The organism is Vreelandella sp. L-15, from assembly GCF_056857635.1.
In genome coordinates, this window is record NZ_JBSXNN010000080.1 from 15,679 (window position 1) to 40,469 (window position 24,791).

Genomic DNA, 24,791 nt, shown 5'->3' on the forward strand with positions numbered 1-24,791 from the left:
TTAACCCCCCGCTTCAACGCTTGTGGGATGGCCGCCCATGGCGTGTTCATCACCCGCATGCTGATTGGTAACGTGGCCGATCGCGGCCTGCTGTTGAGACGCGCTGGCGCTCTCTAGCTCGCTGGATTCACCGTGGCTATCGTGGGCATCACTGATGGCGTCACCGTGGCTTGCATGACCGCCGTGCCCACTGCCGTCACCGCCGTGGAAGCTGCTGACAATCGACTCATACAGCTCGGGCGTGACCGCCGAGAAGTACTCCACCGGGTGGTATTCACTCGGCTCTGCCAGGGCGTTGTAGCCTTCAGGGAAGGTTAGGGTGTCATCGGCTGTGCGCACGTTTTCCACCCAGGCATCGAATTCCGCCGGAGAGGTGACGTGGGCATCGAAGGTCATCCCAGAGAAGCCAGCGCCGCTGTAGTTGGTGGAACGGCCGGGGTAGACGCCCTCTTCGTCGGCAATCAGGTGAACGTCGTTATCCATGCCCGCCATGGCGTAAATCTGGCTGCCTAAACGTGGAATGAAGAACGCGTTCATTACCGAGCCAGAACTCACTCGGAAGCGCACCGGCGTATCCACCGGGAAAGCCACTTCATTGACACTGGCAATGCCCTGCTCGGGGTAGATGAACAGCCACTTCCAATCCAGCGCCACGGCTTGAATCTCCATGGGCGCCACGTCGCTCTCAAGCGGTTTGTGGGGGTCTAGGCTGTGGGAGGTTTTCCAGGTGAGGAACGCCAGAACGGCAATGATCAAGCAGGGAACGGTCCAAACGGCCGCTTCGATGGCATTGGAGTGCGCCCAGTCCGGCAGATACTTGGCAACGCTATTGCTGCGCCGGTAGCGCCAGCCAAACAGTAGCGTCATCACAATCACCGGAATGACCACAATCAGCATCAGCCCAAAGGAGGTCAGAATCAGCGAGCGCTGCTCAACGCCAATCTGCCCCTTGGGATCCAGCAATGCAGAACTGCAGCCCGTTAACAGCAAGCACAATACGACGAGCACAAAAGTGCCTCGCCTGCGCCAGTGGGTAGGTAGTTGCATGGTGTGATCTCATCAGAGAGTTGTCTAAAACAGCCTGCTGCTTGGCGGACGTGTAGCCAACTAAGTAGCAAGCTAACTATCACCCCATACTTTTCCCAGAACAGTGAGCGCAACTGCGTTGCTCCGGGAAAAATATGCGCCACCTTAGGGGTTGGTGGCGAGCCTTGGCCGTGCACCTTGCGTGCATCAACTAAGACTAAAGTATTTTCTATTGATCTGGGTCAATCAGAAAGAGACGTTATGCCGCACCCTGCGCACCCGTTGGGTGCCAAGCAGCATCCTCTCTGTTTAGGCGAGCGTGACGCTCAAGGTGGGCAGTGGATGGCGCTCCAGCAGGCCAGGGGCTCGCTCATCGTCGGTGACGACGATATCGAAATCCTCCAGCGAGGCAAAATAGGCCGGACGCACCACGCCGAACTTACTGGCATCGACAATCAAAAGCCGCTGCATCGCGGTGGCAATCGCCGCCTGCTTAGGCCCGACTTCATGAAAATGGAAGCAGCTTACTCCCCGTTCGCAATCCACCCCAGCGGCGGAGATCAGCGCTTTATTGATGCCCAAACGCTCGATAGCTGCGCCCATACCGTCGCTGCCAAATGATTGGGAGGAAGCGTAGAACAGCCCGCCCAGCAGCACTAGGCGCACATTGGGCAGCGCTGCCACGGCGTTGGCAACGTTAAGGGCATAGGTGACCACCGTTAATTCATGAAAACGGCTTAGCTGGCTGAGCAGTGGAATCAACGTCGAGCCGCAGTCGATAAACAGCGTGTCGCCCTCTTCAATAAAGCTGGCCGCACGCTGGCAAAGACGCTGTTTGACCTGATAGTGGCTCGATTGCTGCTCAGTAAGGTCGTATACCGGCGTCACGCCGGGGCAGCTTGCCATCACTAGCCGCCCACCCAGCAGGCTAATGGCTGAAGGTTGCGTTGAAAGATCCCGACGAATGGTCATTTCGGAGACTCCGCACAGCTCGGCGGCATCGCGAAGATGCAGTGTTCCCCCGCTAGCCAACGCTTCTTGCAACATCGCCATGCGCTGTGCGCTCCGGTCATTCATAGCAGGCATCTCCTTATGATGCATGTTGTTATCGATGTTAGACCCAACTGGGCTACCTATGCTGCGTCAGCCCCTTACTGATTTCCACTGCGACACAGCGTTAGACTCCGCCATGATGCGCTTATCACATTTAAACAGCGTTGATGTGACAATGCTTGCAAATCAACGTTAAAAAAATAACACTCAATGTTATAATTTTAACATTACGCCAGCCTACACGACCCACAACGTCGGTACGCCAGTTGCTCTGGTACCGTAATACAACCCTGTTGAGGCTTCCATGACTGCTTTATCCCACTCTCGTTCTTCTTCGTTCGTCACGCTTGGCGCTGGCGTTTTACTGACAAGTGCTGCCTTGGCAACTCCAGCGTTTGCCGACGATGCCGAGCCGCACACCCTTGACCGCCTTTGGTCGTTTGCCAACGTCTCAGTCAACTATCTCGACTGGTCGAACGGCACCGAAGCGCGCACTGCTAGCAACGCAGCGAAAAGCGACTTTACGTATGTTGAAATCGAAGGCGGCGTTGGCTTTAGCTGGGGTGAATTTTACGGCTTCTTCGATTTCGAGAACCCCACCAACGATCAGTTCGACCAAGCCAGTGGCGGTAAAGACAACTTCCGTACCGCCGGTAAAGTGACCTCGCACATCTACCTGGGTGACAGCCCACTTTCGCTGTACGCCCACCTGTACGATTTCCGCGACTACGGCTATGAACTTCGCGAGCAAGACCAAATTCTGGGTCTTGGCTACCGCACCACGTTCGATAACGGCCTATGGTTCAAACCGTTCATCGGCGCCGCGCGGGTACAGAGCAATAGCTACACTGGCATGAACGGCTTTATGGCTGGCTGGGTCGCGGGCTACGACTTCACCGCTCTGAACCAAAACTTCAGCGTGATCAACTGGCACGAGCAGACCTTCGGCCGTGATGACGAGTACCTGACCCAGAACTACGTGGGCGATAAAGCAGGCAGCGTAGGTACCAACGGCGCACTGAGCCTGTGGTGGCACCCGTCTGATCTGATCACCACGGGCGTGCAGTACCGCTACTCAGAGAATAAACTGGGTACCCCGGACGCTTACCAAAATGCGATGATCTACTCAGTTAAGTTGAACTTGCTGTAATCGCTCCCACTCCTCACGATCCGAAGGTACTCCCATGACCCTCATCATGAGCTTGGTTGGTATGGTCACCCTGGTGGCCATCGCCCTGATTTTTTCTTATGACCGCAAGTCGATTCGGCTGCGCACCGTACTGGGTGCTTTTGCTATCCAGGCCGGTATCGGTGCATTCGTGCTCTACGTGCCGTTCGGCCAGGCGGTGCTGCAAACCATTTCCGCCGGTGTTAGCCAGGTACTGGTGTTTGCTAACGACGGTATCGGCTTCCTGTTTGGCGGCCTAGCCGATGTGGAAAACGTCGGCTTTGTCTTTGCTATCAAAGTACTGCCGGTCATCATCTTCTTCTCGTCGCTGATTGCCGTGCTCTACTACCTAGGCATCATGCAGTGGGTCATTCTGATTCTGGGCGGCGCACTGCAAAAAGCACTGGGCACCTCGCGCACCGAATCGCTCTCTGCGACCGCCAATATCTTCGTGGGCCAAACCGAGGCTCCGCTTGTCGTACGCCCATTTATTGCCCGCATGACGCCTTCGCAGCTATTTGCGGTGATGTGTGGCGGCTTAGCCTCGGTAGCCGGTTCCGTTCTAGCAGGCTACGCAGCGCTGGGCATTCCCATGGAGTATCTGGTGGCGGCCTCGTTCATGGCGGCGCCTGGCGGCCTGCTGTTCGCCAAGCTGATCATGCCGGAAACCCAGAACGTGGAAGATAGCGACAGCGTTTCCAAGGTCGATGAAGAGCTGAAAGAGCAGGACGACAAGCCTACCAACGTACTGGATGCCGCGGCGTCCGGCGCGACCTCCGGCCTGATGCTGACGGCCAACGTGGGTGCCATGCTGCTGGCGTTCATCGGCTTGATCGCGCTGATCAACGGCATTTTAGGCGGCGTTGGCGGCTGGTTCGGCTTTGAATCGCTGAGCCTCGAGCTGATTCTCGGCTGGCTGTTTGCGCCGCTGGCGTTCCTGCTCGGCGTGCCCTGGGAAGAGGCAACCCTGGCGGGTTCATTTATCGGCCAGAAGCTGGTGGTCAACGAGTTCGTGGCCTACATCAACCTGGCCCCCTATATCGATGGGGAACAGGTGGTGGCGGCAACGGGTCAGATGATGACCCCGCACACCATGGCGATTCTCTCCTTTGCGCTATGTGGCTTTGCCAACCTGTCGTCCATTGCGATTCTGCTGGGCGGCCTGGGTAGCATTGCGCCCACGCGCCGCAAAGAGATTGCCCGCTTCGGTGTGAAAGCCGTATTGGCCGGTACGCTCTCTAACTTGATGTCGGCATCCATTGCTGGCTTCTTTATTGCGCTTGGCAACCTGACGGCTTAACGCAGCGAGCACCACACCATTCAACGGGCGCTGCTATGTTTTCGCAGTGCCCGTTTTGTCTTTTATCGATTTGCGAGAATTTCATGAACGCGACTGCCTTCCCCCAGCTCACTCAAGCCCAACTCACCCAAGCCGCTCGCCAAGCGTTGACGCTGATGGATTTGACCAGCCTGAACGACAGCGACACCGACAGCGTGATCGAAGCGCTGTGCCAGCAGGTGAAGACGCCGTTCGGCAACCCGGCGGCGGTGTGCGTTTATCCGCAGTTCATCGTCACCGCTGCCCGCGCGCTCAGCGCCCACAAGCTGGAGAGCCAAGTCAAGATCGCCACGGTCACCAACTTCCCCCACGGCGGCGACGATATCATGGGCGCTGCCCGTGAAACCCGCGAAGCCGTGGCGTCTGGCGCTCACGAAGTCGACGTGGTGTTTCCTTACCGTGCGCTGATGGCAGGCGATGAAGAGACCGGCCGCGAGCTGGTAGAAATGTGTAAAGCCGCCTGCGGCGGACAAGCCCAGCTAAAAGTCATCATCGAATCTGGCGAACTCAAAGAGCCTGCGCTTATCCAACGCGCTAGCGAGCTGGCCATCGAAGGTGGCGCGGACTTTATCAAAACTTCCACCGGTAAAGTACCGGTCAACGCTACCCTGGAAGCCGCCGAGATCATGCTAAAAGCCATCAAAGCCAGCGGTAAAAATGTCGGTTTCAAAGCCGCTGGTGGCGTTCGCACCGCCGAAGAAGCGGCCCAGTACCTGGCGCTGGCTGCCGACATCATGGGCCCGCAGTGGGTGACGCCCGAGTACTTCCGGTTCGGTGCATCCAGCCTACTGACGAACCTACTGAACACGCTAAACGGCAATGCCGATGCCGCGACCAATGGAGGCTACTAAATGTCGTCAAACGCATCTCACCACGCCCTGCTCCCCCAAGAACTGATTCGCCTGAAGCGCGACGGCCAGCCGCTTCCCGCTGAAGAGATCAAAGCCTTCGTACAGGGCATCGCCGACGACCGCATCAGCGACGCGCAGATTGGCGCCTTCACCATGTCGGTGTTTTTAAACGGCATGAGCCGCGAAGAAGTCGTGGCATTGACCACCGCGACGCGCGATTCTGGCCACGTCATGCAGTGGGATTCCCTCAACCTGCCCGGCCCGATTGTGGACAAGCACTCCACCGGCGGCGTGGGCGATCTGGTATCGCTGGTGCTCGGCCCCTGGGTCGCTGCCTGCGGCGCGTTCGTGCCGATGATTTCTGGCCGTGGCCTGGGCCACACCGGCGGCACGCTGGACAAGCTGGAATCAATCCCCGGCTACGACCCCTACCCCGCGCCCGAGCGCTTCAGCGATGTCGTAAAATCCACCGGTGTGGCGATTATCGGCCAAACCGGCAACCTCGCCCCGGCGGATAAGCGCATCTACGGCGTGCGCGACGTGACCGCCACCGTGGAATCCATTCCGCTGATTACCGCTTCCATCCTGGGTAAAAAGCTGGCCTCTGGCCTGGACGCCCTGGTCATGGACGTTAAGGTCGGCAGCGGCGCATTTATGCCCACCCCGGAAAAATCCCGCGAGCTAGCGAAAAGTATCGCCAATGTCGCGACCCAAGCGGGCACGCCCACCACCGCGCTGCTCACCGATATGAGCCAACCGCTGGCCCCCTGCGCCGGTAACGCGGTAGAGATCGTCGAAACCCTGGCGCTACTGCGCGGCGAGCGCGCCAACAGCCGCGTGATGCAAGTCACCCGCGAACTCGCCGTTGAGATGTTGATTGCGGGTAAGCTGGTGGCTAACCGCGAAGAAGCCCTCACCAAGCTCGATAAAGCGCTCACCTCTGGCGCGGCGGCGGAAGTCTTCGCCCGCATGGTGCGCGAACTAGGCGGCCCCGCCGACTTTATGGAGCGCTCGGACAGCTACCTGGCCACCGCCCCGGTGATTCAAGCGGTGTACCCCGAGCAGAGCGGTATCGTACAGCGCTTCGATACCCGCGCCGTAGGTATGAGCGTGGTGGAACTGGGCGGCGGTCGCCTGCGTAACGACGCCAGCGTCGACCACAGCGTCGGGTTTAGCGATATCGTCGAAATCGGCGACCGCGTGGATAGCCAGCGCCCGCTGGCCATCGTCCACGCCCGCACCGAAGAGGCCGCCGCCCGTGCCGCCGCCCAGCTACGCGCGGCGGTCACCATCGGTGACGCTGAAGCCACCGCCGACACACTGCTGCAAGAGACCTTCCGAGGAGAAGCCTAATGCGCCGTGCCATTGTTTTAGTACTCGACTCTTTTGGAATCGGTAGCGCGCCGGACGCCGCTACCTTTGGCGACCAAGGTGCCGACACCCTGGGCCACATCGCCGCGGCCTGCGCCCGTGGCGAGGCAGATACCGCCGAGCGCTCCGGCCCGTTGAAGCTGCCTAACATGGCCGCGCTCGGCCTGTTCCACGCCCACCGGGATGCCACCGGTAGCGTGGCGGAAGGCGTCAGCCTGCCCGAGCAGTTGAACGGCGCTTACGCCCACGCCAAAGAGATCTCCAGCGGGAAAGACACCCCTTCCGGCCACTGGGAAATTGCCGGTGTGCCGGTGCGCTTTGACTGGGGCTACTTTCTCGACAAAACCAACAGTTTCCCCTTGGAACTGCTGGATAGCATTGTTCAGGAAGCGGATTTAACGGGCGTGATCGGCAACTGCCACGCATCGGGCACCGAGATTATTGCGCGCCTGGGCGAAGAGCATATCGCCACCGGCAAACCGATCGCGTACACCTCGGCCGACTCCGTGTTCCAGATTGCCGCCCACGAAGAGCACTTTGGCCTGGAGCGCCTCTATGCGCTGTGCGAAACCGTGCGCGAGCTGCTGGAGCCCTACAACATTGGCCGTGTTATCGCCCGCCCGTTTATCGGCGACGACCGCGAAAGCTTTGCCCGCACCGGCAATCGCCGCGACTACAGCATCGAGCCGCCGACCCCCACCGTGCTGCAAAAGCTGGCTGAAGCCGGCGGTGAAGTGGTGTCGATTGGCAAGATCGCCGACATCTACGCCCACTGCGGCATTACCCACAAGGTCAAAGCCAGCGGCCACGACGCGCTGATGGAGGCCACCCTGGCGGAAGTGGCGCGCACCGCCAACGAAACCAGTGACCGCCCGACCATGATCATGACCAACTTCGTCGATTTCGATTCGGTCTATGGCCACCGCCGGGACGTTCCGGGCTACGCCGCTGCGCTGGAGCACTTCGATGCCCGCCTGCCGGAGCTGCTTGCCGCCCTTAACGACGACGACCTGCTGCTGCTCACCGCCGACCACGGCTGCGACCCTAGTTGGGAAGGCACCGAGCACACCCGCGAATACGTGCCGATCATGGTGCGCGGCGCAGGCTTCGCCCCCGGCCCGCTGGGCGAGCGCGGCACCTTTGCCGACATTGGCCAAACCCTGGCGGATTTCTTTGCCGTCGACGCCATGGCCGATGGCGAGAGCTTTTTACCGAACGCGGCATAAAAGCCGACAACCCCATTAGCACGCTGATGTGCACAGCCTGAATGCCACTGATTGGGTTATTCAGGCCAAACATTTTTTAGAGAGGAGTGTTCCATGGCTACCCCACATATCAATGCCGAGAAGGGCGATTTCGCCGATACTGTACTGATGCCCGGCGACCCGCTGCGCGCCAAGTACATCGCAGATACCTACCTGGAGAACGTGCGCCAAGTAAACGACGTGCGCAGCATGTTCGGCTACACCGGCACCTACAAAGGCCGCGAGATTTCCGTAATGGGCCACGGTATGGGCATCCCCTCCGTCTCCATTTACGCCAAAGAGCTGATTACCGATTACGGCGTGAAGTCGATCATTCGCGTCGGCTCCTGCGGCGCGGTACGCGACGATGTCAACGTGCGCGACGTGGTGATTGGCATGGGCGCCAGCACCGACTCCAAAGTGAACCGCATGCGCTTCAATGACCACGACCTGGCCGCCATTGCCGACTTCGAGCTGGCCAGCCACGCCGTGGCGGCCGCCAAAGCGCAGAACGTCGCCGTGAAAGTCGGCAACATCTTCTCGGCGGACCTGTTCTACAACCCGCAAACCGACATGGCCGAGCTGATGAAGCGCTACGGCATTGTCGGCGTCGAGATGGAAGCCGCTGGCCTGTACGGCGTGGCAGCTGAGTTCGGTGCCCGCGCACTGACCATCTGCACCGTGTCTGACCACATTCTGAAAGGCGACTCGCTCTCCAGCGCCGACCGTCAAACCACCTTCAACGACATGATGGTGATTGCGCTCGACACCGTTCTACGCGACGACGCTGCCAGCGCTTAACCGCTTGGAATCAAGCGCCCACTGAGAGGATAACGCCATGAGCCAAGCGGATCAGGCCCTGGTAGACACGCTGTTGACCACCCTGGGCAACGCCTACGCGCCCTACTCCAACCACCCGGTTGCAGCGGTCATGGAGTGCCCGGATGGTCAGCAGTTTGCCGGTAGTAACGTGGAAGTCGCCCACTACAAAGGGCTATGCGCCGAAGCCTCGGCCATTTCCGCCATGATTACCGCTGGCCAGCGCGAGCTTGCCAAGGTATACGTCATGGGCCCTGGCGAGCATCTCTGCACGCCCTGCGGCGACTGCCGCCAGCGCATTCGCGAGTTCGCCACCCCCAGCACGCAAATCATGGTGCTCTCCAAGCAGGGTGAGGTGCTAAAAACCTACACCATGGACAGCCTGCTGCCCGATGCTTTTGGGCCGGAGCAGTTGCCGGGGCGTTAGAAGGCCATGATTTACGTTATGAGCGCAGGCCAGACAAGGCGAAATTAACCGAAAAAGCGGAGTTTACAGATAGTAAATGAGCATTTTGAGGTTAATTTCAACGCAGTATGGACAAGCGTAATAGTAAATCGGGGTCTTCTTAGCTCGTTTCTCGCAACACAAGCGCCACCGGCAGCGACACGTGCCGGGGCGCTTTTCTCGCCAGCGCTTCGCTCAACAGCTCGACACTCATCGCCGCAATGGCCGCAATATCCTGGCGCACGGTGGTTAAGCCTGTAGCTAAGGTAGGCAGGTCGTCAAAGCCGGTAACGGCCACGTCTTCGGGCACACGAATATCGCGATCTTCCAGCGCGGCGACACAGCCGAGCGCCAGCTCGTCGGTAGCGCAGACCAGCGCATCGAACGGTAGTGGATCGTCGTAGTTGAGAATACGGTTAAGGTAGCGGTAGCTAGTGAGCGAGTCGGACGTAAACCGATAGGGCAGGCTGAGTAGCTGCTCGCTAAGCGCTGCCTCTGCCATCGCTTGCTGGTAACCGGAAAGGCGGCTGTGGGGGCGCGGTACGTCCAACTCTCCGCCCACAAAGGCAATCCGCGTTCGCCCTTGTTGAATCAGATGCTGAGTGATCTGGTATAGCCCGGAGACATCGTCCGGAGCCACCGAAAAGCCTTCCCCCGCATTGCCAATGCGTACAAACGGTATGTCCGCCGCGCGCAGCACGCCTGGGCGCTCGTCTTCACCCGTTTCCCCTAGCAAAATCGCCGCGCCCGCCCGTTCGGGCAGCTCATGGGTTTGGTCGTGGTGGAAAAAGATCGGCACCATGCCCTGCTGGTGCAGCGCGACGGTCAGGTGCTGGTAGAGCAGAATATAGTAAGGGCGCAGCTCGATATCTTGCCGCCCAAGGGAGATTCCTACGACGGCGGCTTTGCCGCTGATGAGCTGCCGCGCCGCCGCGCTGGGCTGATAGGCCACTTCGCGGCTGATGGTGAGGATTTTGTCGCGCAGCGCGTCGCTGATCCCCGGCTTGCCGTTCAGCGCCCGGCTTACCGAGGCAATCGAGACCTCGGCGCGCCGGGCAATTTCACGAATGGTGGCGGTTTGCGCGCTCGGTTTGTTCTGTTTCATGCCATGCCTCAGCCAGTCGGGCCCTGATTGTACAAAAAGCGGGGCCGAAAATCGCTGAATGCACGGACGCTAATGCCGCTTGCGCTACCAGCCACGCCGCCCCAGTCGCGCCAGCTCGCTATCCAACTGCTGCACCGCCTGCTCCGGCGTGATACTGCCGGACAGCGCATCGTGCACGCGGTTGAAGATCGCGTTGGAGACCCGCGGATAGGCATCGCCGGTAATGCTGGCCGGGCGCGGCACGCCGTTCATCACCGTCTCATATAGCTCGCCGATAAACGGCTGCGCGGCCAGCACGTCTTCGTCCTCATAGAGCGCTGGGCGCGTGGGGTTACGGCCAAACTCAATGGCGTGGGCTTTTTGCTGGGCTTCGGCGGTGAGATAAGCCACCAGATCAGCGGCCGCCTGCGGCTCATCCGAGTAACGGGACACCGCCCAGTTCCAACCGCCCAGCGTTGCCACCGACTGCCCTTCTGGCCCGCTGGGCAGCGGCGCTACGCTAAACTTGTTCTGGATCGGCGTGCCGTCCGCTTGCCCCAGCGACCACACGTAGGGCCAGTTGCGCATAAACACCGCGTTGCCCGCCTGGAATACGCCGCGAGCCTGCTCCTCCATGTAGTTACGCACACCTTCTGGACTGATATCCCCCACCCAAGAGGCCGCTAGCGCCAGGGCTTCCACCGCCTGGGGGTTGTTAACCGTGACCTGCCCCTCGGCATCCACGAACGTACCACCGCCGTAGCTGGCCACCCACTCCAGCGCGTTAGTGGTCAGCCCTTCGTAGGCACGCCCTTGAAAGACGAAACCATGCATGCGCTCGTTACCCGCTTCCCGCTCGGCGTTTTGAATGCGCCGGGCAGTGTCGGTCAGCGCTTGCCACGTCTGCGGCACGTCAGCGCCGTACTGCTCGAGCAGATCATGACGGTAGTAGAGCAGCCCGGCATCGGTAAACCAGGGCAGCGCGACCAGCTTGCCCTGCACGGTGTTGTTCTCCATCAGCGAGGGAATAAAACCTTCCGCTGCGCCTTCCGGCAGGTAATCGTGCAAATCCACCAACTGCTCTGCCAGCAGGCCCGGCCAGACGATATCCACCATCAGCACATCGACATCTTGGGATTGGCTGCCCAACAGCTGTTGATAAAGCGAAAGCTTTTCCGTAGGCGAAGCTGGCGTGGTGACGATATTGACCTGATGGCCGTTGGCTTCTGCCCAGCGCTGGGCAAGCGCCGGGCAGAAATCCGCCGCCCCACCATCGCCACAGGCCACGGTGATCTCGGCGGCCAGAGCAGGCAGTGCCACAGGCAGTAACGTCATCAGCAGCAACGGTGTTTTCAATGTTGAGCGCATCGTGGAATCCTCATCTTGTTATTGGGTGTCTTGCGGTCAGAGATGCTCGATGAAATCTGCTGATCAACTGGCAATTGCCAGGCTGCGGTCCTCCAGGCTGGAAACGAAACAGGCGTCCAGCACGGTTTGAATGGCCGCACCGCGAGCAAAATCGGGCTGGTCGTTCTCCCCCGTGCGAATGCTCTCGATAAAGCGCTGATAAATGCTGGGCGTGGGCGGCGCCTTGACCGTGCTCCAGCGGGCAGGATGCACATCGTCGTTCAGGCACACCTGTACCTCGTCTTTGGAGGCATCCAGATCCACGCGGATGGCGCCTTTATCACCGTGAACGCTCAGCGTTAACGAGTTGTGGTGGCCGGTGGCCCAGCGGGTCGCCTGGATGGTGCCCATGGCACCGTTAGCAAAACGTACGCGCATCAGCGCCGTGTCGTTGGCGTCCAGCACGTAGTCGCCAATGCGGTTATCCGGCGCTTTATCGAAGCAGGTCAGCTCGCAGTTCACCCGAGTGATATCGCCCACCGGGAAGCTGGCGAAATCGACGATATGCACGCCCACATCGCCTAGCACCCCTTTGCTGCCGTGGGCTTCCGAGAGCCGCCATAGCCATTGGCTCTCTTGGTCCCAGCGGCCCCAGGCGTTGCTGACCAGCCAGCTTTGGCGGTAGCTGGCGTCCACATGGCGCACGGTGCCAATGGCGCCGCCGGTGACGAGCGCGCGGGCGTGCTGAATGGCAGGGGCGTCCCGGTAGCTCAAGTTGACCATGTTGATGACGTTGGCGGCCTGGGCGGCGGCGGCCATCTCATGGGCATCCTCGGCGTTGGTAGCCAGGGGCTTTTCGCACAGGATATGTTTGCCCGCCGCAATGGCGGCCAGCGACGTGGCCTTGTGCACGCCATCCGGAGTGACATTGCTCACCGCGTGGATATCGTCGCGGGCCAGCATGTCGTCCAGGTCTTGATACACGTCAGCAATGCCGTGGCGCTCGGCAAACGCTTGGGCTTTAGGATAGTCTCGGTCGCAAACGGCCACGACCTCAACACCTTCGATGCGGCCATAGTGCTTGGCGTGTTCGCCCGCCATGCTGCCGGCGCCAATAATCGCGATACGGATCATTTGAACCCCTCCTCGCCGGGTTTATGCAGGCTTTCACCTTTGATTTCGACCGGGTTGGGCGCCTGGTCGGCGGGCACGTTGGGACAGCTATCGATCCAACGGGCGCCTTCCGGCTGTGCCCAGACAACGGCATTTTTGAGCACCCGCTTGACCTGCTCGTCGTAGTAGATCGGGTAGGTTTCGTGGCCGGGGCGGAAGTAGAAAACCTTGCCGTTGCCACGCTTGTAGGTCAGGCCGGAGCGGAACACTTCGCCGCCTTCGAAGGCACTGATGAAAATCACTTCGTCCGGGTTGGGTACCGCAAAGGGCTCGCCGTACATTTCGGTATGGGGCAGTTCGATGTAATCGCCGAGCCCTTGCACGATGGGGTGGCCAGGATTCACTACCCAGAGCCGCTCACGCTCGCCGGCTTCTCGCCATTTCAGCGAGCAGGTGGTGCCCATCAGCCGTTTGAAGATTTTCGAGTAGTGGCCGGAGTGCAGCACAATCAAGCCCATGCCCTGCAGCACGCGTTTTTGCACCCGGTCAACGGTCTCTTCCAGCACGTCGCCGTGGGCGGCGTGGCCCCACCACAGCAGCACATCGGTATTCTCCAAAGTCTCTTCGCTGAGCCCTTGTTCTGGGTCTTGCAGCGTGACGGCGGTAGCGGACAGCGCCTCTGACTCATTCAAACCGTCGGCGATGCACTGGTGCATCCCGGTAGGATAAATGCGCGCTACCACCTCGTTGGTTTGCTCGTGGACGTTCTCGCCCCACACGGTGACTCGCAGTGTCATCGCTCTCTCCCAAGCGTGTTCGTGTATGACTTCACCAGCCGTTTCGACCGGCGCCTGGGCAAAAAGTAAACGTTTACTTATTAGCTTTTAGTCGCATCTTCAATGTCGTGCCACAGAGATTATTTATCGGTGTTTTCCGCCACGCGTTCTACATCCACGATGCCCGAGCGGCTGACCACGACCTTCCAACGAGCAAGATAGGGCGTGTCCTCGCTGCCGGTTTCACGTATCACTAGGTTGAATAGATGGCGCCGCTCCACACTCTCGCGCACCGCCTGACCATCTTTGAGCCGGTAGATGTGGTGCTTCTCTTTGCTCATTAGGCGGGTCAGCATCGAGAGGTCGATATGCAGCGTTTCGCGGGTGTGTTCATAACCACTGAGAAAGCGCGTTGGCGACATGCGCGAGCTGGAGCGATAGTGCATCACTACCTCGTCACGCTGGGCCACGGTGCGCCGCCGCATCTGCTGAATATCGTCATCCAGAGCGGAATAGCGCTTGTAGTCGAACCACTCAAGTTGCCGCCCTACCAGGGCGTTGCGGGTGGGGTCGATGTATTGGCGACGCCATTTGGGGCGGCCACGGCGCAGCCAGCGCCATAGCGTGTTACGCAGGTCATCTTTGAAGACTTCCCGCAGCGCATAGAGCAGCGCCATGGCCAGCACAAACAGTGCGGTAATATCCCCCAAGGCGTTGCGTAGCTGCAGAACACCCAGCGACACAAACGCCATCACCACTGCCGTGGCCAGCGCTTTGACCGCCTTTTGTTCGCCGCTACCCAGCTCCAGGGCACGCTGCTTGAGGGTGATCGGTTGCTCAATCAAGAGCCGCAGCAGACGCATTTTATTCGACATGCGAGTCGGATCTTCCATGACCCGTTCGGCGTTGTACTCCTGGGCCTGACGGTACTCCCCTTCGCGCTGGCAAATGGTAATAAAGCGCCGCTTGATATCACCAAACGGCCCGCCCCGTGGCATATGCGCGACTAGAGCTAATAGCTGCTGCTCGGTGAACCAGGAGAGGTAGTTGTCGATATTGGCAAAGTATTTATAAAGGCGCTCGTCGCTGGGCGGGTTACGCCGCAGGCGTTTGAGAATGCCGTCACTCAGGTCACTCATTTCCGCGAGCCGTTCGGTCAGTGCGTTGGCCTTCTCATTCCAGGCGTCTGGCTCATCGGTTGGCTCGCGACGCAGCTTACGGGCGTCAGCCAGCAAGGCTTGGGTGGTGCGCTCCAAGGCCCCCACGTATTGATAGGCGTAAAGGCTGAGGCTCAAGCGGTAAGAGTCGCTACCCAACTGGTTACGGCTAGCCAATCGGCTATGCACCAGCGGCAAGTGATACTCGTCGCTGTAGTAAGTGCGCGAGACACTGATCGCACCATGATAAAATGCCTCTTCGGAAATGACGTGAGTGCTCAACCCAAGCTCTTTGGGCACGAACAAATACACATCGAGCGTATGCGAGGTTTCTTCTTTTAGCCGCCGCGATAGGCGCAGTTGGAAGCTATTTTTACGCTCAACGTTGATCACCTCACGAATCTCCTACTTCATTGCCAAACACGATGATATACCATGGTGAGCTCGCCATAGTGGTCTGCTAAACAGAGGCTACGGTTTACTATTTCGCCTTGGAGCTAGGGAATGTCCACCGCCCGTTTTTCACCCTTTGAGCTGCTGCTGCTCAAAAGCCGCAGCCAAGTGGATACGGCCACACTACTACTGCTGGGCTGGGTGCTGGTGCACCGCCAGCACGTCTCGGAAGGCCAGCGGCGTCGCCGCTTGGCCCAGGTGACATCGCAGTTTCGCCACGGACACGAACTGGGGCCGGTGATGAGTATTGCCCACAGCCAAGACCTGCACGCCATTCAGCTGGCCGCCGAGGTGGTACGCAAAGAGTGTACTAAAGAGCGTAGCCTGAGTGTGATGCACCAAGCGATTACCGTGGCCACGGACGACGGCGATATCTCGCTTGCCAACCATTATATCCTGCGTTTTTTAGCCGATTTGCTAAACGTAGCGCCGGCCACCTTGGGCACGCTTTTTCAAGAGCTGACCGGCCAGCCCTTGCGCCCACCAGAAGACCCAAGCCGCGACGCCTATTGGCAAACCCACGACCCGGCTTATTACGCCCAGAAGGCGCAAGAAGAGGCCGACGCCGCCCAACGCGAGAAGGCATCGCAAGAACAGGCTGAACAGCAGCAGCGGGCCAAAGCCGATAAACAGCAGGAAAAGAAGCAGAAGCAGCAGGAAAAAAAGCAGCAAAAAGAGGACGCCCGCCGTGCCAAAGCGCGGGCGGAGCAGTCCAGCGCCGAACAGGCCCGAGCCGAACAAGCGCGTCAGGAGCGAGCACGCCAGGAACAGGCGCGACAAGAGGAGTCACGACGACGCCAGCAACGTAGCAGCCCACCGCCTCCCGATCGCACTACCCGCGCCCTGGCCGTGCTGGGGTTAACCCCCGGTGCCAGCAAAGCTGACGTGCGCCGGGCATATCGGCGCATGGCTCAGCTACACCACCCGGACCGCTTCTACTCCGAGAGCAAGCACCAGGTCGCTCTGGCGTCGGCGCGTTTTCAACGCATCAAAAATGCCTATGATTATTTGATGCAAACCTACTAATCACTACGCTTGGAAAGAGACTTCCTGGATTATGCGCGACCTGTACCAACGCCTCGCCCTGACGCCGGATGCCAACAACCAGCAGATTAAGAGCGCCCTGGCCCGCTGCCCCAATAGCGCACTACGCCAGGATGCTACCTCCGTGCTCGCCGTTGCCCCACACCGGGAAACCTACGACACCCTTCACCACACCCTGAGCGACATTGGGCGCCTGCGCGCCCGGTTGGGCCTAACCCACGGTGCCCATTGGCAGGGCGATGTGGCCAATGATTTTTCGCTGCCGCCAGATAACGCGATCTCCCGCCACGATGAGCTAGTTGACCGCGTCAGCCACGCGGTCTCGCTCTATAACCGCTGGCGTCGCCTGCGGGGGCCATGGTTACTCATCGCCGTTTTCACCGTGGGGGCGGGCATAGGCCTCGCTTTGGGGTTTGCCTTGAGCTTGGGGCTTGGCTTGGGCTGACGTGCCGTGGCGCTCCCGCTCGTCTTGACGGATTTCCGCCTGAGTGGGGCGTGGTGCGGGCTTCGGGGGCGCGGGCTTTTTATGTGGCTCTTCATTGGAAGAAGAACGGCTCTCCTCGCCCCGCTCCATGCTTAAATCGGTGCCGGAGGTGTCTTCCATACGCGACTCAGAGCGCGCTTCCATGCTGACACTCAAACGCGGTACGCCCAGGTCGATCTCTTGTGCTTCCATGCGCTGCTTCAGCAGCAGGTTAAAGGCGCGGGAAACATCCCACTGCATTTCCGGTGCGGTGCGAAAACGCATCCGCAGGATGGGGCAGCCCTCTTCGAAGCCCTGCACGCCCTGCATCTCCAGCGGCGACCAGATGTAGTGGCGCATCATCGGGTCCTTGCGCAGCTCCTGGGCGGTCTCCTGCATCAGGGTAATCGCATCGTCGATTTTCATATCGTAAGGAATGCGAATACGCATCAGCGCAATACCGAACTGGCGGGACATATTGTGGATCGATTCGATACGACTGAAGGTGATGATGTGCAGCACGCCGTCCAGGTCACGCAGCCGCACGGTGCGCAGTGTTAACCCTTCTACTGTGCCCATATGGCCGTTGATCTGCACAAAGTCATCCACCGCCAACGAGTCTTCAATCAGAATAAAAATACCAGTGATTAAATCCTGCACCAGGGTTTGGGCACCAAAACCAATCGCCAGACCGATCACACCGGCACCCGCCAGCAGTGGCGTGACGTTCACCCCAAGGTTGGCTAGCCCTGCGATCACCGCGATGATGAGAATCGCTACGAAAATGACGTTGCGGATCATCGGCGTGATGGTTTGCGCCCGCGCCTGGTTCACGCGCCGCCCACGGGAGCGAGCCGAAGAGGTCAACGCCCGCTGAATGGCCGTATCGGCAAAAATCCATACCAGCCAGGCCAGCAAAACCGTAGCACCAAGGCTCACCAGTGCTTGCCCGATGCGGGCGCTGGCCACCGCCTGCTGCCCCAGCCCAAACAGCGAGCCTCCCCATACCTGCATGGAGAGTTCGGCAAACACCATCCACGCGCAGATATGCGCCAGCACAAAGCCAAAGCGCTCTAAACGCTTGCGGTACTGACTGAAGCGGCGGCGATGGCGGCGCTTGTTGAGCCGCTCGGCTTGGCGGCGCAGCAGCCCGGTCACGACTAGCGTCAGCACTAGTAAACTGGCAGAGACAATCGAGCGCGCCAGGGCCGTGCCCACATCCCCCACGGTAATAAAAATCGCCAGCAGCGAGCCGCCAACCATTAAAAGCGCCGGGATATGCCACAGCCCTCCCAAGGTACGAATCATCTCAACCGCGGCGCTGGCATCGCGGCGCTGCTTGTAAGGCCGGTTGCAAATCAGATGACGTATGGGGCGCTGAAACTTAAAGATAAAGCGCGCCGATATCAGCGCTGCCAGCATGTTCGCCAGCACCGATACCAAGCCGGAAAGCTCTGCGCCCAGTAGTTCTACTAAGCGCGTGGAGTTCACCGCATCGCCCAAGGCAATCAGCGCGCCAATCACAAACAGGCCACGTAGCGCTTTGTGCTGTAACACCTGCACTGCCGGGAAGCGATGGCCCCGACTGAAGAAGGCGATCACGGTCTCAAACACTACCGAGAGCGCGCGGCCACATAGGCAGATATACGCCACGACAAGCACCACGGCACGGCCAGGGCTGTAGGGCAGAATTTGGCCAATGCCGAGCGTGATGGCAAACGCCAGGGTCCACGGCAGCATGCGACGTAAAAAGTGCACCGCCAGCAGCCACGCTTTGGGGTCGCGGGGAAGATCCAACGGCCAGTGGCGTCGCGTGGCGACTAAGCGGCCAAAGGCAATCATCACTACCAACAGCGCGCTCCATACAAAGGCCAGCACGGCGCCGTCGGCCACCGCGCGAATGACCTCCCCTTGGTCAGCGCCCTCATGTAAAGCGCGTAAGTCATCCGCCCCCTGCACTAGCTGGCGTGACCACTCGTCAATCGGTGAATCTCCCGCCTGGGCCTGTTCGCCAATGTCGGTTAGCGTATCGGCCAGCGCGCCTAACAACCCCTGGCGAACGACGCCATCCTCCTCGGCGGCCTCGGTGCTCACCTGCAGCTCGCGCAGCGAATCCAGTAGTGCGGTGCGCTGCTCCTCGTTTTCAAGCATGGAGATCACATTGCCAAGCGAGCGCTGAAAATCTTCGTTACTTACCTCGGACTGTTCCGACGAGTCGCCACCCGTCAGGTTAGGCAAGGAAACACTCTGCGCCAGTGCCGCCGCGCTGAGCAGCATGCTGAGCACTACGCCTACGATGATTTGGGTTATCCAGTGCTGTCGCACGCATTACTCCCGACATAGACCGGTCACAGGTACCGGTGATTAACATTTACTTCGTTGATTACGCTCAGCCTCAACGTGTGACTATGATAGGCTGAGCCTTCAAACGTTCCTCTCAAGGATACCGAGATGACGCTGCAAGCCCCACCCAAACGCGTAAATAAAGATGGCCAAACACGCTGCGTCGGCGTTGAAATCGAGTTTGCCGGGCTACCGCCCCGCGAGACGGCTGAGCTGGTGCGCACGCTATTTGGTGGGGAGCTTAACGTGGTCAGCCCTCATCGGCTACAGGTGGAAGGCACACGTTGGGGAGAGTTTGGCATTGAGCTGGATACCCAATACGCCCACCCTGATAAAGCACTGCTGGAAGAGCACCATGAAAGCGACAGTGAATGGGCGCGCCAGCAGCACCAGCGGCGAGTAGAGTTTCACCAAAAAACCCGCGAGCTAATCGGCGATATGGTGACCGGCTTGGTGCCCACCGAAATCGTCTGCCCGCCTATTCCTTGGGACGAGCTAGAAACACTCGATACGCTCTTTGAAACGCTGCGGGAAAAAGGCGCCAAAGGCACCGATGCCAGCCTGCTCTATGGTTTTGGTCTACACCTGAACCCTGAGGTGGAAAGCCAGGAGGTGGAGTACCTGCTCGCCATGATGCGCGCCTACCTGCTGCTGGCCAATTGGCTGCGTGAAGAAATTAAGGTGGATATCACCCGCGAAGTGCTGCCGCACGCCAACCCGTTTCCCAAGGAGTACGCCCGTAAGGTGCTGGATCTGCGTTACCAGCCGGACCTCGACACCTTCATCGACGACTACCTGGCCGATAATCCTACCCGTAACCGCGAGCTGGACCTGCTGCCGCTGTTTGCCCACCTGCGCCCGGAACACCCTCACGCGCTGCTGCACGGCCAGTTGACCAAGCCACGGCCCACCTTCCATTATCGGTTGCCCAATGCGCAGCTGTCGCAGCCGGGCTGGGGCAGCGTAATGGAGTGGAACCGCTGGGTGGAGGTAGAGAAGCTGGCCCACGATCAGGACAACCTTCACGCCCGCTGCCAGGAGTACATGGCCGAACAGCGCCAGCCCTGGTGGCAGCGCCTCAAGCGCAGACTGTTTGGCCATGTCTAGACCCCTAATCGGCATCACGACCTCGGATTACAAAAGCCAGCTTGCCTGGTGCTTCGACTGGTTTGCCGTCTGGCGTCACGGCGGCAGGCCGCTGCGGCTTTCCCCTTCCCGCCCCTTGCCAGAGCATCTGGACGGCCTGATCATTGGCGGCGGGGACGACATTCAAGCGCACCTATACGGCGGCGAAGTGCAGCTGGACGTGCGCTTGGATCCCGCCCGGGACGAGTTAGAATTGAGCTTGTTGAATCGGTTCATTCCGCAAAACACACCGGTGCTTGGCATCTGCCGGGGCGCTCAGTTAATTAACGTACATTTGGGTGGCACGCTGGACCCCGATATTTATACGACCCATGAAGGCTTGAAGCGGCGGCGTACCGTGCTGCCCCGTAAAACGGTGGATATCGTCGGCGGCAGCCAACTGTATCAACTGCTGGGCGTCACTTGGTGTCGGGTGAACAGCCTGCATCACCAGGCCGTTAACCAGGCGGGAAAAGGCATTAAAATCGTCGCGAGAGACAGAGATGGGCTAGTGCAGGGGATTGAGTCCGAAGCCCACGACTTTCTGATTGGCGTACAGTGGCATCCCGAATGGCTAATCTTCAACCGCCCCCAGCAGCGTTTGATACGTGCGCTGGTGAAGGCGGCCAAGGCGCCCCGCTAGCCTTTCAGTGCAGCCAATGCCGCGTCGTAATCAGGCTCGTTCTTCAACTCGCTGACCAGCTCGCTGTGCAGCACGCGGTTGTCCGCATCCAGTACAACGACCGCGCGGGCACACAGCCCTTCCATGCTGTTGTTACACAGCGCCACGCCCCAGGCTTCCTGGAACTCCCGATGACGGAAGGTGGAGAGCATCTCAACGTTATCCAGCCCTTCGGCTCCGCAGAAGCGCTTGGCGGCGAACGGCAGGTCAGCCGAGACTACCAGCACAACGGTATCTTGCAGGCTGGAGGCCAGCTCATTAAACCGCCGGGTAGACATCGCACAGGTGGGCGTGTCCACACTGGGTATAATGTTCAACACTTTACGTTTGCCTTGGTAGGTGTCCAGCGTGACATCTTCCAGGTCGCTGTTGGTCAGCGTCATCGCCGGGGCAGCTTGCCCAACGACAGGTAGAGTACCTGCTACATCTATCGGCTGCCCTGCACGAGTAATCTGTTGCATATCAAGCTCCTAATGTATGGTAAAACGGTAATTAAACAAGACGTTTCAGCTTACAGCGTAATGACCTGATTCGGCTATCTTTCCACCGCCGCGATACGATAACGAGAATGCCATGGCCTCTTTAGTCATTATTAAAACCGGGGACGCCTTCCCTGAAGTGGTGGAGCAGCACGGGGATTTCGAACAGCTGTTCATCGACCAGGTGCAGGACGCCCTGCCCGACCACCTGACCCTCGACGTATGGGATGCACGCCTCACCAGCCAGCCGCCGGAGGATATCGTGGCAGCCATCATTACCGGCTCCCACAGCATGGTCAGTGAGCAGCTCCCCTGGAGCGAGACGCTGAAGCCCTGGTTACAGCAGGCACTGGCGGACGACCTGCCGCTGCTGGGCGTATGCTACGGCCACCAGCTGATGGCCGCTGCGTTTGGCGGTGTGAGTGATTACCACCCGGCGGGGCGTGAATCCGGCACACGCAGCGTGCGCCTGACCCAGGCAGGCCGCCAGGACCCGCTGTTCGGGCAACTCCCGGAGTGTTTCGTGGCCCACTTGACCCATGCCCAGGCGGTCATGCAGCTTCCCCCCGGCACCAGCATCCTGGCGCACAATTGCCACGATGCCCACCAGGCGCTGCGCTATGGGCCACGCCAGTGGAGCGTCCAGTTCCATCCCGAGTTTTCACCGCCGGTGATGCGCGCTTATATCGAACGCCAGCGCGCTGCCTTGCGCGACCAGGGCGAAGACCCGGATCAACTGCTGCAAGACGTCGCGGAGACCCCCGACGCCACGCGCCTGCTGACCCGGTTCATCGCGATGCTGTAGTGTGCGTTTGCGATGCTGTAGCGCGCTTTTGGTCGCGCCGCGATGCCAGCCGGTCGGCCAGGCGGGTTGGCTCTGGCAGCTTGGTCTTGCCCAGGCAGCGCATGACCCAGTCCAGCGAAGTCGCCAGCGACAGTCGATGCCCCGGAGACACGAACACTGGCTTGACCTGAGCACGGGAGCGCAGCACGGCACCGATCACTTCCTGCCCGGCCATGAGCGGTACCCAATCGCCTCGGGCCTCTCCCACGTCGGCATGGCGCCCAGTGAGTCGCGACTTGGCAATCCCGATGATCGGCAGGTCCAGCCACAGCCCCAAATGCGCTGCCACGCCCAGCCGCCGAGGGTGGGCGATGCCCTGCCCATCCACCATGACCAGCTGCGGGCGTGTTTTCAACTGGGCAAAGGCTCCCAGCGCCGCCGGAATTTCCCGAAACGACAGCAGGCCCGGGATGTAGGGCATGCGCGTGGGTTCCCGGTGAACCACCTGCTCCACTACAGTCAGTGGCGGCGCCTGCTCCGGCGACCACGCCAGCACGACCACCGCCGCCCGGGTAATGCTGCCGTCTTCTTCGAAACCGATGTCGACCCCCGCGATGTGCGTCACGGGGTCGATACGGTCGTCGGCTTCCAATTGCTTGGCAAGCTGGGACTGGAGTGCGATGGCCTGCTTGGGAGTCAGGCTCCAATCGTGTAATGCGGCGTCCATGCGGCCTCCTTGCGGGTGGCTCGAGGTTGGCGCCCAGCAGACGCTGAGCCACCAGGATGACGTTCAGGATAGCCAAAAACCCCCCCCCATGCCAAGGGCATGGGGGGATGGTAGCCAGGGCGACATCAGTCGCCCGGCAGGCGTTTACGCACGTTCGCGGCGGCGAACCGGCGCGTCACCATCGTCACGACGGCGGCGCGGTGCACGCTCAGGCGCACGGTCTTCGCTGATTTCCAGCGGGCGACCGGCCACACGGGCACGAGCCATCTTGGCCAGAATGGTAGACGGCAGACCGCTAGGCAGTTCAACGACCGAGAAAGCGTTGCGAATATCGATACGACCGATACGCGCGCCTTCAATGCCGCCTTCGTTCGCCAGCGCGCCGACCAGTTGACCCGGCTTCACACCGTCTTTATGGCCAACGGAAACACGGTAGCGGGTCATGCCTTCGCTGGGCGCGCTGGAGCGCTCGCGACGAGCACCGCCCGGCTTGCCCGGTGCGCCATCGCGCGGGGCACGCTCTTTGCGCGGTGCCTGAAGACGACCAATCGGCGCTTCGTCAGCACGCGCCATGGCAGCAAAGGCACAGGCCAGCTCGACGGCGTCGTGACCTTCTTCCACCAGACGCTCGACCAGCGCGCGCTGCTCTTCGGCACCCTTGGTCAGGGCTGCCACGACGCGATGGTGGAATACTTCATCACGGTGCGCACGGATAGCGGCTTCGTCAGGCAGCGGCATTTCGGTCATTTTCTGACCCGTTGCCTGCTCCATCCAGCCTACCTTGCGGCCTTCACGGAAGCCCGCAAAGGTGATCGCGATACCGCTGCGGCCCGCACGGCCAGTACGACCGATACGGTGCGTATAGGCTTCGGCGTCCTGGGGAAGGTCGTAGTTCACCACGTGGGTGATACGCGGAACGTCCAGACCACGAGCGGCGACGTCGGTCGCGATCAGGACATCGACCTTGCCACGCTTCAAGCGGGTAATCGTGCGCTCACGCAGGCTCTGATCTAGATCACCCGATAGGCCAGCGGCGTTGACGCCACGAGCAGTCAACTGCTCGACCAGCGTGGTACAGGCCGCACGTGTACGTACGAACACGATGGCCGCATCCACCGGCTCCACTTCCAGAATACGCGCCAGCGCTTCCAGCTTGGCACCACCGTCGACACGCACGAGGCGCTGCTCGATGTTTTCACCTGTGGTGGTGCGCGACTCGATCGCCACCTTCACCGGGTTGACCAAATAACGGTTGACGATGCGCTCGATTTCAGTCGGCAGGGTCGCCGAGAAGAACACACGCTGAGCATCTTTCGGGGTATCGGCAACCACGCGTTTTACGTCGTCGATAAAGCCCATGCGCAGCATTTCGTCGGCTTCGTCCAGCACCAGCGCAGACAAACCGTCCAGCTTCAGGCTGCCGCGATCCAGGTGGTCGATGATACGACCGGGCGTACCGACCACGACCTGAGCGCCGCGCTTCAAGGCGCCCAGCTGCTCACGGTACTCTTGACCACCACACAGGGTCGCCACTTCGAGCCCCTGCAGGTTTTGACCATACTTGCTAAAGGAAACCGCAACCTGCTGAGCCAGTTCGCGGGTAGGCGCCAGCACCAGTACCTGGGGCTCGCGACGCTGCATGTCGAGACGCGACAGCAGCGGCAGTGCAAAGGCAGCCGTTTTACCGGTACCCGTTTGTGCCTGACCCAGCATATCGCGGCCTTCCAGCAATGCTGGAATGGTCTGCGCCTGGATGGGCGAAGGAGTTTCGTAGCCCTGCGCTTCTACAGCAGACAGAACGGCAGGCAAAAGAGCCAGATCACCGAAGCTCGGCGAGGTGACAGAAATCGAGGTCATTAATCACACCTTGGTAGGCCGGTATCACCGGCAAAAAACAT

The 24,791-nt window shown here is 60.2% G+C and carries 23 protein-coding genes; 12 read left to right on the forward strand and 11 right to left on the reverse strand.

Annotated elements, in window-relative coordinates; genetic code table 11:
* Together cyoA and AC13CY_RS11970 are read right to left on the reverse strand one after the other, a co-directional pair.
* A complete protein-coding gene (cyoA, locus tag AC13CY_RS11965; RefSeq protein ID WP_483052574.1) occupies positions 1 to 1,047 on the reverse strand; it encodes a ubiquinol oxidase subunit II in 1,047 nt (348 codons plus the stop codon).
* Between the two features lie 288 nt (positions 1,048 to 1,335).
* Positions 1,336 to 2,103, reverse strand: a complete 768-nt coding sequence (locus AC13CY_RS11970) for a DeoR/GlpR family DNA-binding transcription regulator (protein WP_044629013.1) — start codon at positions 2,101 to 2,103, stop codon at positions 1,336 to 1,338.
* A 280-nt stretch (positions 2,104 to 2,383) separates the two neighbouring features.
* Between AC13CY_RS11970 and AC13CY_RS11975 the strand changes: the two genes are divergently transcribed.
* From AC13CY_RS11975 to cdd, 7 genes are all read left to right on the forward strand, one after another.
* A complete protein-coding gene (locus AC13CY_RS11975; RefSeq protein WP_062361391.1) occupies positions 2,384 to 3,229 on the forward strand; it encodes an outer membrane protein OmpK in 846 nt (281 codons plus the stop codon).
* A gap of 34 nt (positions 3,230 to 3,263) precedes the next feature.
* A complete protein-coding gene (locus AC13CY_RS11980) occupies positions 3,264 to 4,547 on the forward strand; it encodes a NupC/NupG family nucleoside CNT transporter (protein ID WP_289110625.1) in 1,284 nt (427 codons plus the stop codon).
* 83 nt (positions 4,548 to 4,630) lie between these two features.
* Positions 4,631 to 5,437, forward strand: a complete 807-nt coding sequence (gene deoC / locus AC13CY_RS11985) for a deoxyribose-phosphate aldolase (protein WP_089675337.1) — start codon at positions 4,631 to 4,633, stop codon at positions 5,435 to 5,437.
* The gene (gene deoA / locus AC13CY_RS11990) at positions 5,438 to 6,790 is read left to right on the forward strand and encodes a thymidine phosphorylase (RefSeq protein WP_089675336.1); all 1,353 of its coding nucleotides are present in this window, start codon (positions 5,438 to 5,440) and stop codon (positions 6,788 to 6,790) included.
* Positions 6,790 to 8,034, forward strand: a complete 1,245-nt coding sequence (locus AC13CY_RS11995) for a phosphopentomutase (protein WP_089675335.1) — start codon at positions 6,790 to 6,792, stop codon at positions 8,032 to 8,034. Before deoA ends, AC13CY_RS11995 begins: the two co-directional genes overlap by 1 nt.
* Before the next feature lie 93 nt (positions 8,035 to 8,127).
* Positions 8,128 to 8,853 carry a purine-nucleoside phosphorylase gene (gene deoD / locus AC13CY_RS12000; protein WP_089675334.1) on the forward strand — a complete coding sequence of 242 codons (726 nt, stop codon included), beginning with the start codon at positions 8,128 to 8,130 and terminating at the stop codon, positions 8,851 to 8,853.
* 37 nt (positions 8,854 to 8,890) lie between these two features.
* Positions 8,891 to 9,298, forward strand: a complete 408-nt coding sequence (gene cdd / locus AC13CY_RS12005; protein WP_044629006.1) for a cytidine deaminase — start codon at positions 8,891 to 8,893, stop codon at positions 9,296 to 9,298.
* Positions 9,299 to 9,437: 139 nt separating this feature from the next.
* Here cdd and AC13CY_RS12010 read toward each other — a convergent pair whose 3' ends face one another.
* From AC13CY_RS12010 to AC13CY_RS12030, 5 genes are all read right to left on the reverse strand, one after another.
* Entirely contained in the window at positions 9,438 to 10,421 is a 984-nt protein-coding gene (locus tag AC13CY_RS12010) for a LacI family DNA-binding transcriptional regulator (RefSeq protein ID WP_483052575.1), read from the reverse strand.
* A gap of 84 nt (positions 10,422 to 10,505) precedes the next feature.
* Positions 10,506 to 11,768: an ABC transporter substrate-binding protein gene (locus AC13CY_RS12015; RefSeq protein ID WP_483052576.1), complete on the reverse strand. Its 1,263-nt coding sequence runs from the start codon at positions 11,766 to 11,768 to the stop codon at positions 10,506 to 10,508.
* A 63-nt stretch (positions 11,769 to 11,831) separates the two neighbouring features.
* Positions 11,832 to 12,881 carry a Gfo/Idh/MocA family protein gene (locus AC13CY_RS12020; RefSeq protein ID WP_427721872.1) on the reverse strand — a complete coding sequence of 350 codons (1,050 nt, stop codon included), beginning with the start codon at positions 12,879 to 12,881 and terminating at the stop codon, positions 11,832 to 11,834.
* Positions 12,878 to 13,657, reverse strand: a complete 780-nt coding sequence (locus AC13CY_RS12025; RefSeq protein ID WP_483052577.1) for a ThuA domain-containing protein — start codon at positions 13,655 to 13,657, stop codon at positions 12,878 to 12,880. Before AC13CY_RS12025 ends, AC13CY_RS12020 begins: the two co-directional genes overlap by 4 nt.
* A gap of 119 nt (positions 13,658 to 13,776) precedes the next feature.
* Positions 13,777 to 15,186 (reverse strand): hypothetical protein, encoded by a 1,410-nt coding sequence (locus AC13CY_RS12030; RefSeq protein WP_483052578.1) that lies wholly within the window; start codon positions 15,184 to 15,186, stop codon positions 13,777 to 13,779.
* 111 nt (positions 15,187 to 15,297) lie between these two features.
* Here AC13CY_RS12030 and AC13CY_RS12035 point away from each other — a divergent pair, with 111 nt between their 5' ends.
* On the forward strand, positions 15,298 to 16,272 hold the full coding sequence (locus AC13CY_RS12035) for a DnaJ domain-containing protein (protein WP_273682440.1): 975 nt from the start codon (positions 15,298 to 15,300) through the stop codon (positions 16,270 to 16,272).
* A gap of 31 nt (positions 16,273 to 16,303) precedes the next feature.
* Positions 16,304 to 16,735: a hypothetical protein gene (locus tag AC13CY_RS12040; protein ID WP_058575949.1), complete on the forward strand. Its 432-nt coding sequence runs from the start codon at positions 16,304 to 16,306 to the stop codon at positions 16,733 to 16,735.
* Here AC13CY_RS12040 and AC13CY_RS12045 read toward each other — a convergent pair.
* A complete protein-coding gene (locus AC13CY_RS12045) occupies positions 16,652 to 19,078 on the reverse strand; it encodes a mechanosensitive ion channel domain-containing protein (RefSeq protein WP_483052579.1) in 2,427 nt (808 codons plus the stop codon). The two genes, AC13CY_RS12040 and AC13CY_RS12045, sit on opposite strands and share 84 nt — an antisense overlap.
* A gap of 126 nt (positions 19,079 to 19,204) precedes the next feature.
* On the opposite strand from AC13CY_RS12045, the gene AC13CY_RS12050 reads away from it, so the two are divergent.
* The gene (locus AC13CY_RS12050; RefSeq protein ID WP_044628997.1) at positions 19,205 to 20,203 is read left to right on the forward strand and encodes an amidoligase family protein; all 999 of its coding nucleotides are present in this window, start codon (positions 19,205 to 19,207) and stop codon (positions 20,201 to 20,203) included.
* Positions 20,196 to 20,864 (forward strand): gamma-glutamyl-gamma-aminobutyrate hydrolase family protein, encoded by a 669-nt coding sequence (locus AC13CY_RS12055; RefSeq protein ID WP_044628996.1) that lies wholly within the window; start codon positions 20,196 to 20,198, stop codon positions 20,862 to 20,864. The genes AC13CY_RS12050 and AC13CY_RS12055 overlap by 8 nt, the downstream gene beginning before the upstream one ends.
* On the opposite strand, the gene tpx is transcribed toward AC13CY_RS12055, so the two are convergent.
* A complete protein-coding gene (tpx, locus tag AC13CY_RS12060; protein ID WP_044628995.1) occupies positions 20,861 to 21,364 on the reverse strand; it encodes a thiol peroxidase in 504 nt (167 codons plus the stop codon). The genes AC13CY_RS12055 and tpx overlap by 4 nt on opposite strands.
* 112 nt (positions 21,365 to 21,476) lie before the next feature.
* Between tpx and AC13CY_RS12065 the strand changes: the two genes are divergently transcribed.
* Positions 21,477 to 22,187: a glutamine amidotransferase gene (locus tag AC13CY_RS12065; protein WP_089675326.1), complete on the forward strand. Its 711-nt coding sequence runs from the start codon at positions 21,477 to 21,479 to the stop codon at positions 22,185 to 22,187.
* Here the strand turns inward: AC13CY_RS12065 and nfi are convergent.
* Together nfi and AC13CY_RS12075 are read right to left on the reverse strand one after the other, a co-directional pair.
* On the reverse strand, positions 22,171 to 22,893 hold the full coding sequence (gene nfi / locus AC13CY_RS12070) for a deoxyribonuclease V (RefSeq protein ID WP_089675325.1): 723 nt from the start codon (positions 22,891 to 22,893) through the stop codon (positions 22,171 to 22,173). The genes AC13CY_RS12065 and nfi overlap by 17 nt on opposite strands.
* Positions 22,894 to 23,037: 144 nt before the next feature.
* Positions 23,038 to 24,750, reverse strand: a complete 1,713-nt coding sequence (locus tag AC13CY_RS12075; RefSeq protein ID WP_289143355.1) for a DEAD/DEAH box helicase — start codon at positions 24,748 to 24,750, stop codon at positions 23,038 to 23,040.
* Positions 24,751 to 24,791: the final 41 nt, after the last annotated feature.

Bases quoted from the DNA above. Each gene is read 5' to 3' on its own strand.
- cyoA (WP_483052574.1), bottom strand. From the start codon at position 1,047: ATGCAACTACCTACCCACTGGCGCAGGCGAGGCACTTTTGTGCTCGTC.
- AC13CY_RS11970 (WP_044629013.1), bottom strand. From the start codon at position 2,103: ATGAATGACCGGAGCGCACAGCGCATGGCGATGTTGCAAGAAGCGTTG.
- AC13CY_RS11975 (WP_062361391.1), top strand. From the start codon at position 2,384: ATGACTGCTTTATCCCACTCTCGTTCTTCTTCGTTCGTCACGCTTGGC.
- AC13CY_RS11980 (WP_289110625.1), top strand. From the start codon at position 3,264: ATGACCCTCATCATGAGCTTGGTTGGTATGGTCACCCTGGTGGCCATC.
- deoC (WP_089675337.1), top strand. From the start codon at position 4,631: ATGAACGCGACTGCCTTCCCCCAGCTCACTCAAGCCCAACTCACCCAA.
- deoA (WP_089675336.1), top strand. From the start codon at position 5,438: ATGTCGTCAAACGCATCTCACCACGCCCTGCTCCCCCAAGAACTGATT.
- AC13CY_RS11995 (WP_089675335.1), top strand. From the start codon at position 6,790: ATGCGCCGTGCCATTGTTTTAGTACTCGACTCTTTTGGAATCGGTAGC.
- deoD (WP_089675334.1), top strand. From the start codon at position 8,128: ATGGCTACCCCACATATCAATGCCGAGAAGGGCGATTTCGCCGATACT.
- cdd (WP_044629006.1), top strand. From the start codon at position 8,891: ATGAGCCAAGCGGATCAGGCCCTGGTAGACACGCTGTTGACCACCCTG.
- AC13CY_RS12010 (WP_483052575.1), bottom strand. From the start codon at position 10,421: ATGAAACAGAACAAACCGAGCGCGCAAACCGCCACCATTCGTGAAATT.
- AC13CY_RS12015 (WP_483052576.1), bottom strand. From the start codon at position 11,768: ATGCGCTCAACATTGAAAACACCGTTGCTGCTGATGACGTTACTGCCT.
- AC13CY_RS12020 (WP_427721872.1), bottom strand. From the start codon at position 12,881: ATGATCCGTATCGCGATTATTGGCGCCGGCAGCATGGCGGGCGAACAC.
- AC13CY_RS12025 (WP_483052577.1), bottom strand. From the start codon at position 13,657: ATGACACTGCGAGTCACCGTGTGGGGCGAGAACGTCCACGAGCAAACC.
- AC13CY_RS12035 (WP_273682440.1), top strand. From the start codon at position 15,298: ATGTCCACCGCCCGTTTTTCACCCTTTGAGCTGCTGCTGCTCAAAAGC.
- AC13CY_RS12040 (WP_058575949.1), top strand. From the start codon at position 16,304: ATGCGCGACCTGTACCAACGCCTCGCCCTGACGCCGGATGCCAACAAC.
- AC13CY_RS12050 (WP_044628997.1), top strand. From the start codon at position 19,205: ATGACGCTGCAAGCCCCACCCAAACGCGTAAATAAAGATGGCCAAACA.
- AC13CY_RS12055 (WP_044628996.1), top strand. From the start codon at position 20,196: ATGTCTAGACCCCTAATCGGCATCACGACCTCGGATTACAAAAGCCAG.
- tpx (WP_044628995.1), bottom strand. From the start codon at position 21,364: ATGCAACAGATTACTCGTGCAGGGCAGCCGATAGATGTAGCAGGTACT.
- AC13CY_RS12065 (WP_089675326.1), top strand. From the start codon at position 21,477: ATGGCCTCTTTAGTCATTATTAAAACCGGGGACGCCTTCCCTGAAGTG.
- nfi (WP_089675325.1), bottom strand. From the start codon at position 22,893: ATGGACGCCGCATTACACGATTGGAGCCTGACTCCCAAGCAGGCCATC.
- AC13CY_RS12075 (WP_289143355.1), bottom strand. From the start codon at position 24,750: ATGACCTCGATTTCTGTCACCTCGCCGAGCTTCGGTGATCTGGCTCTT.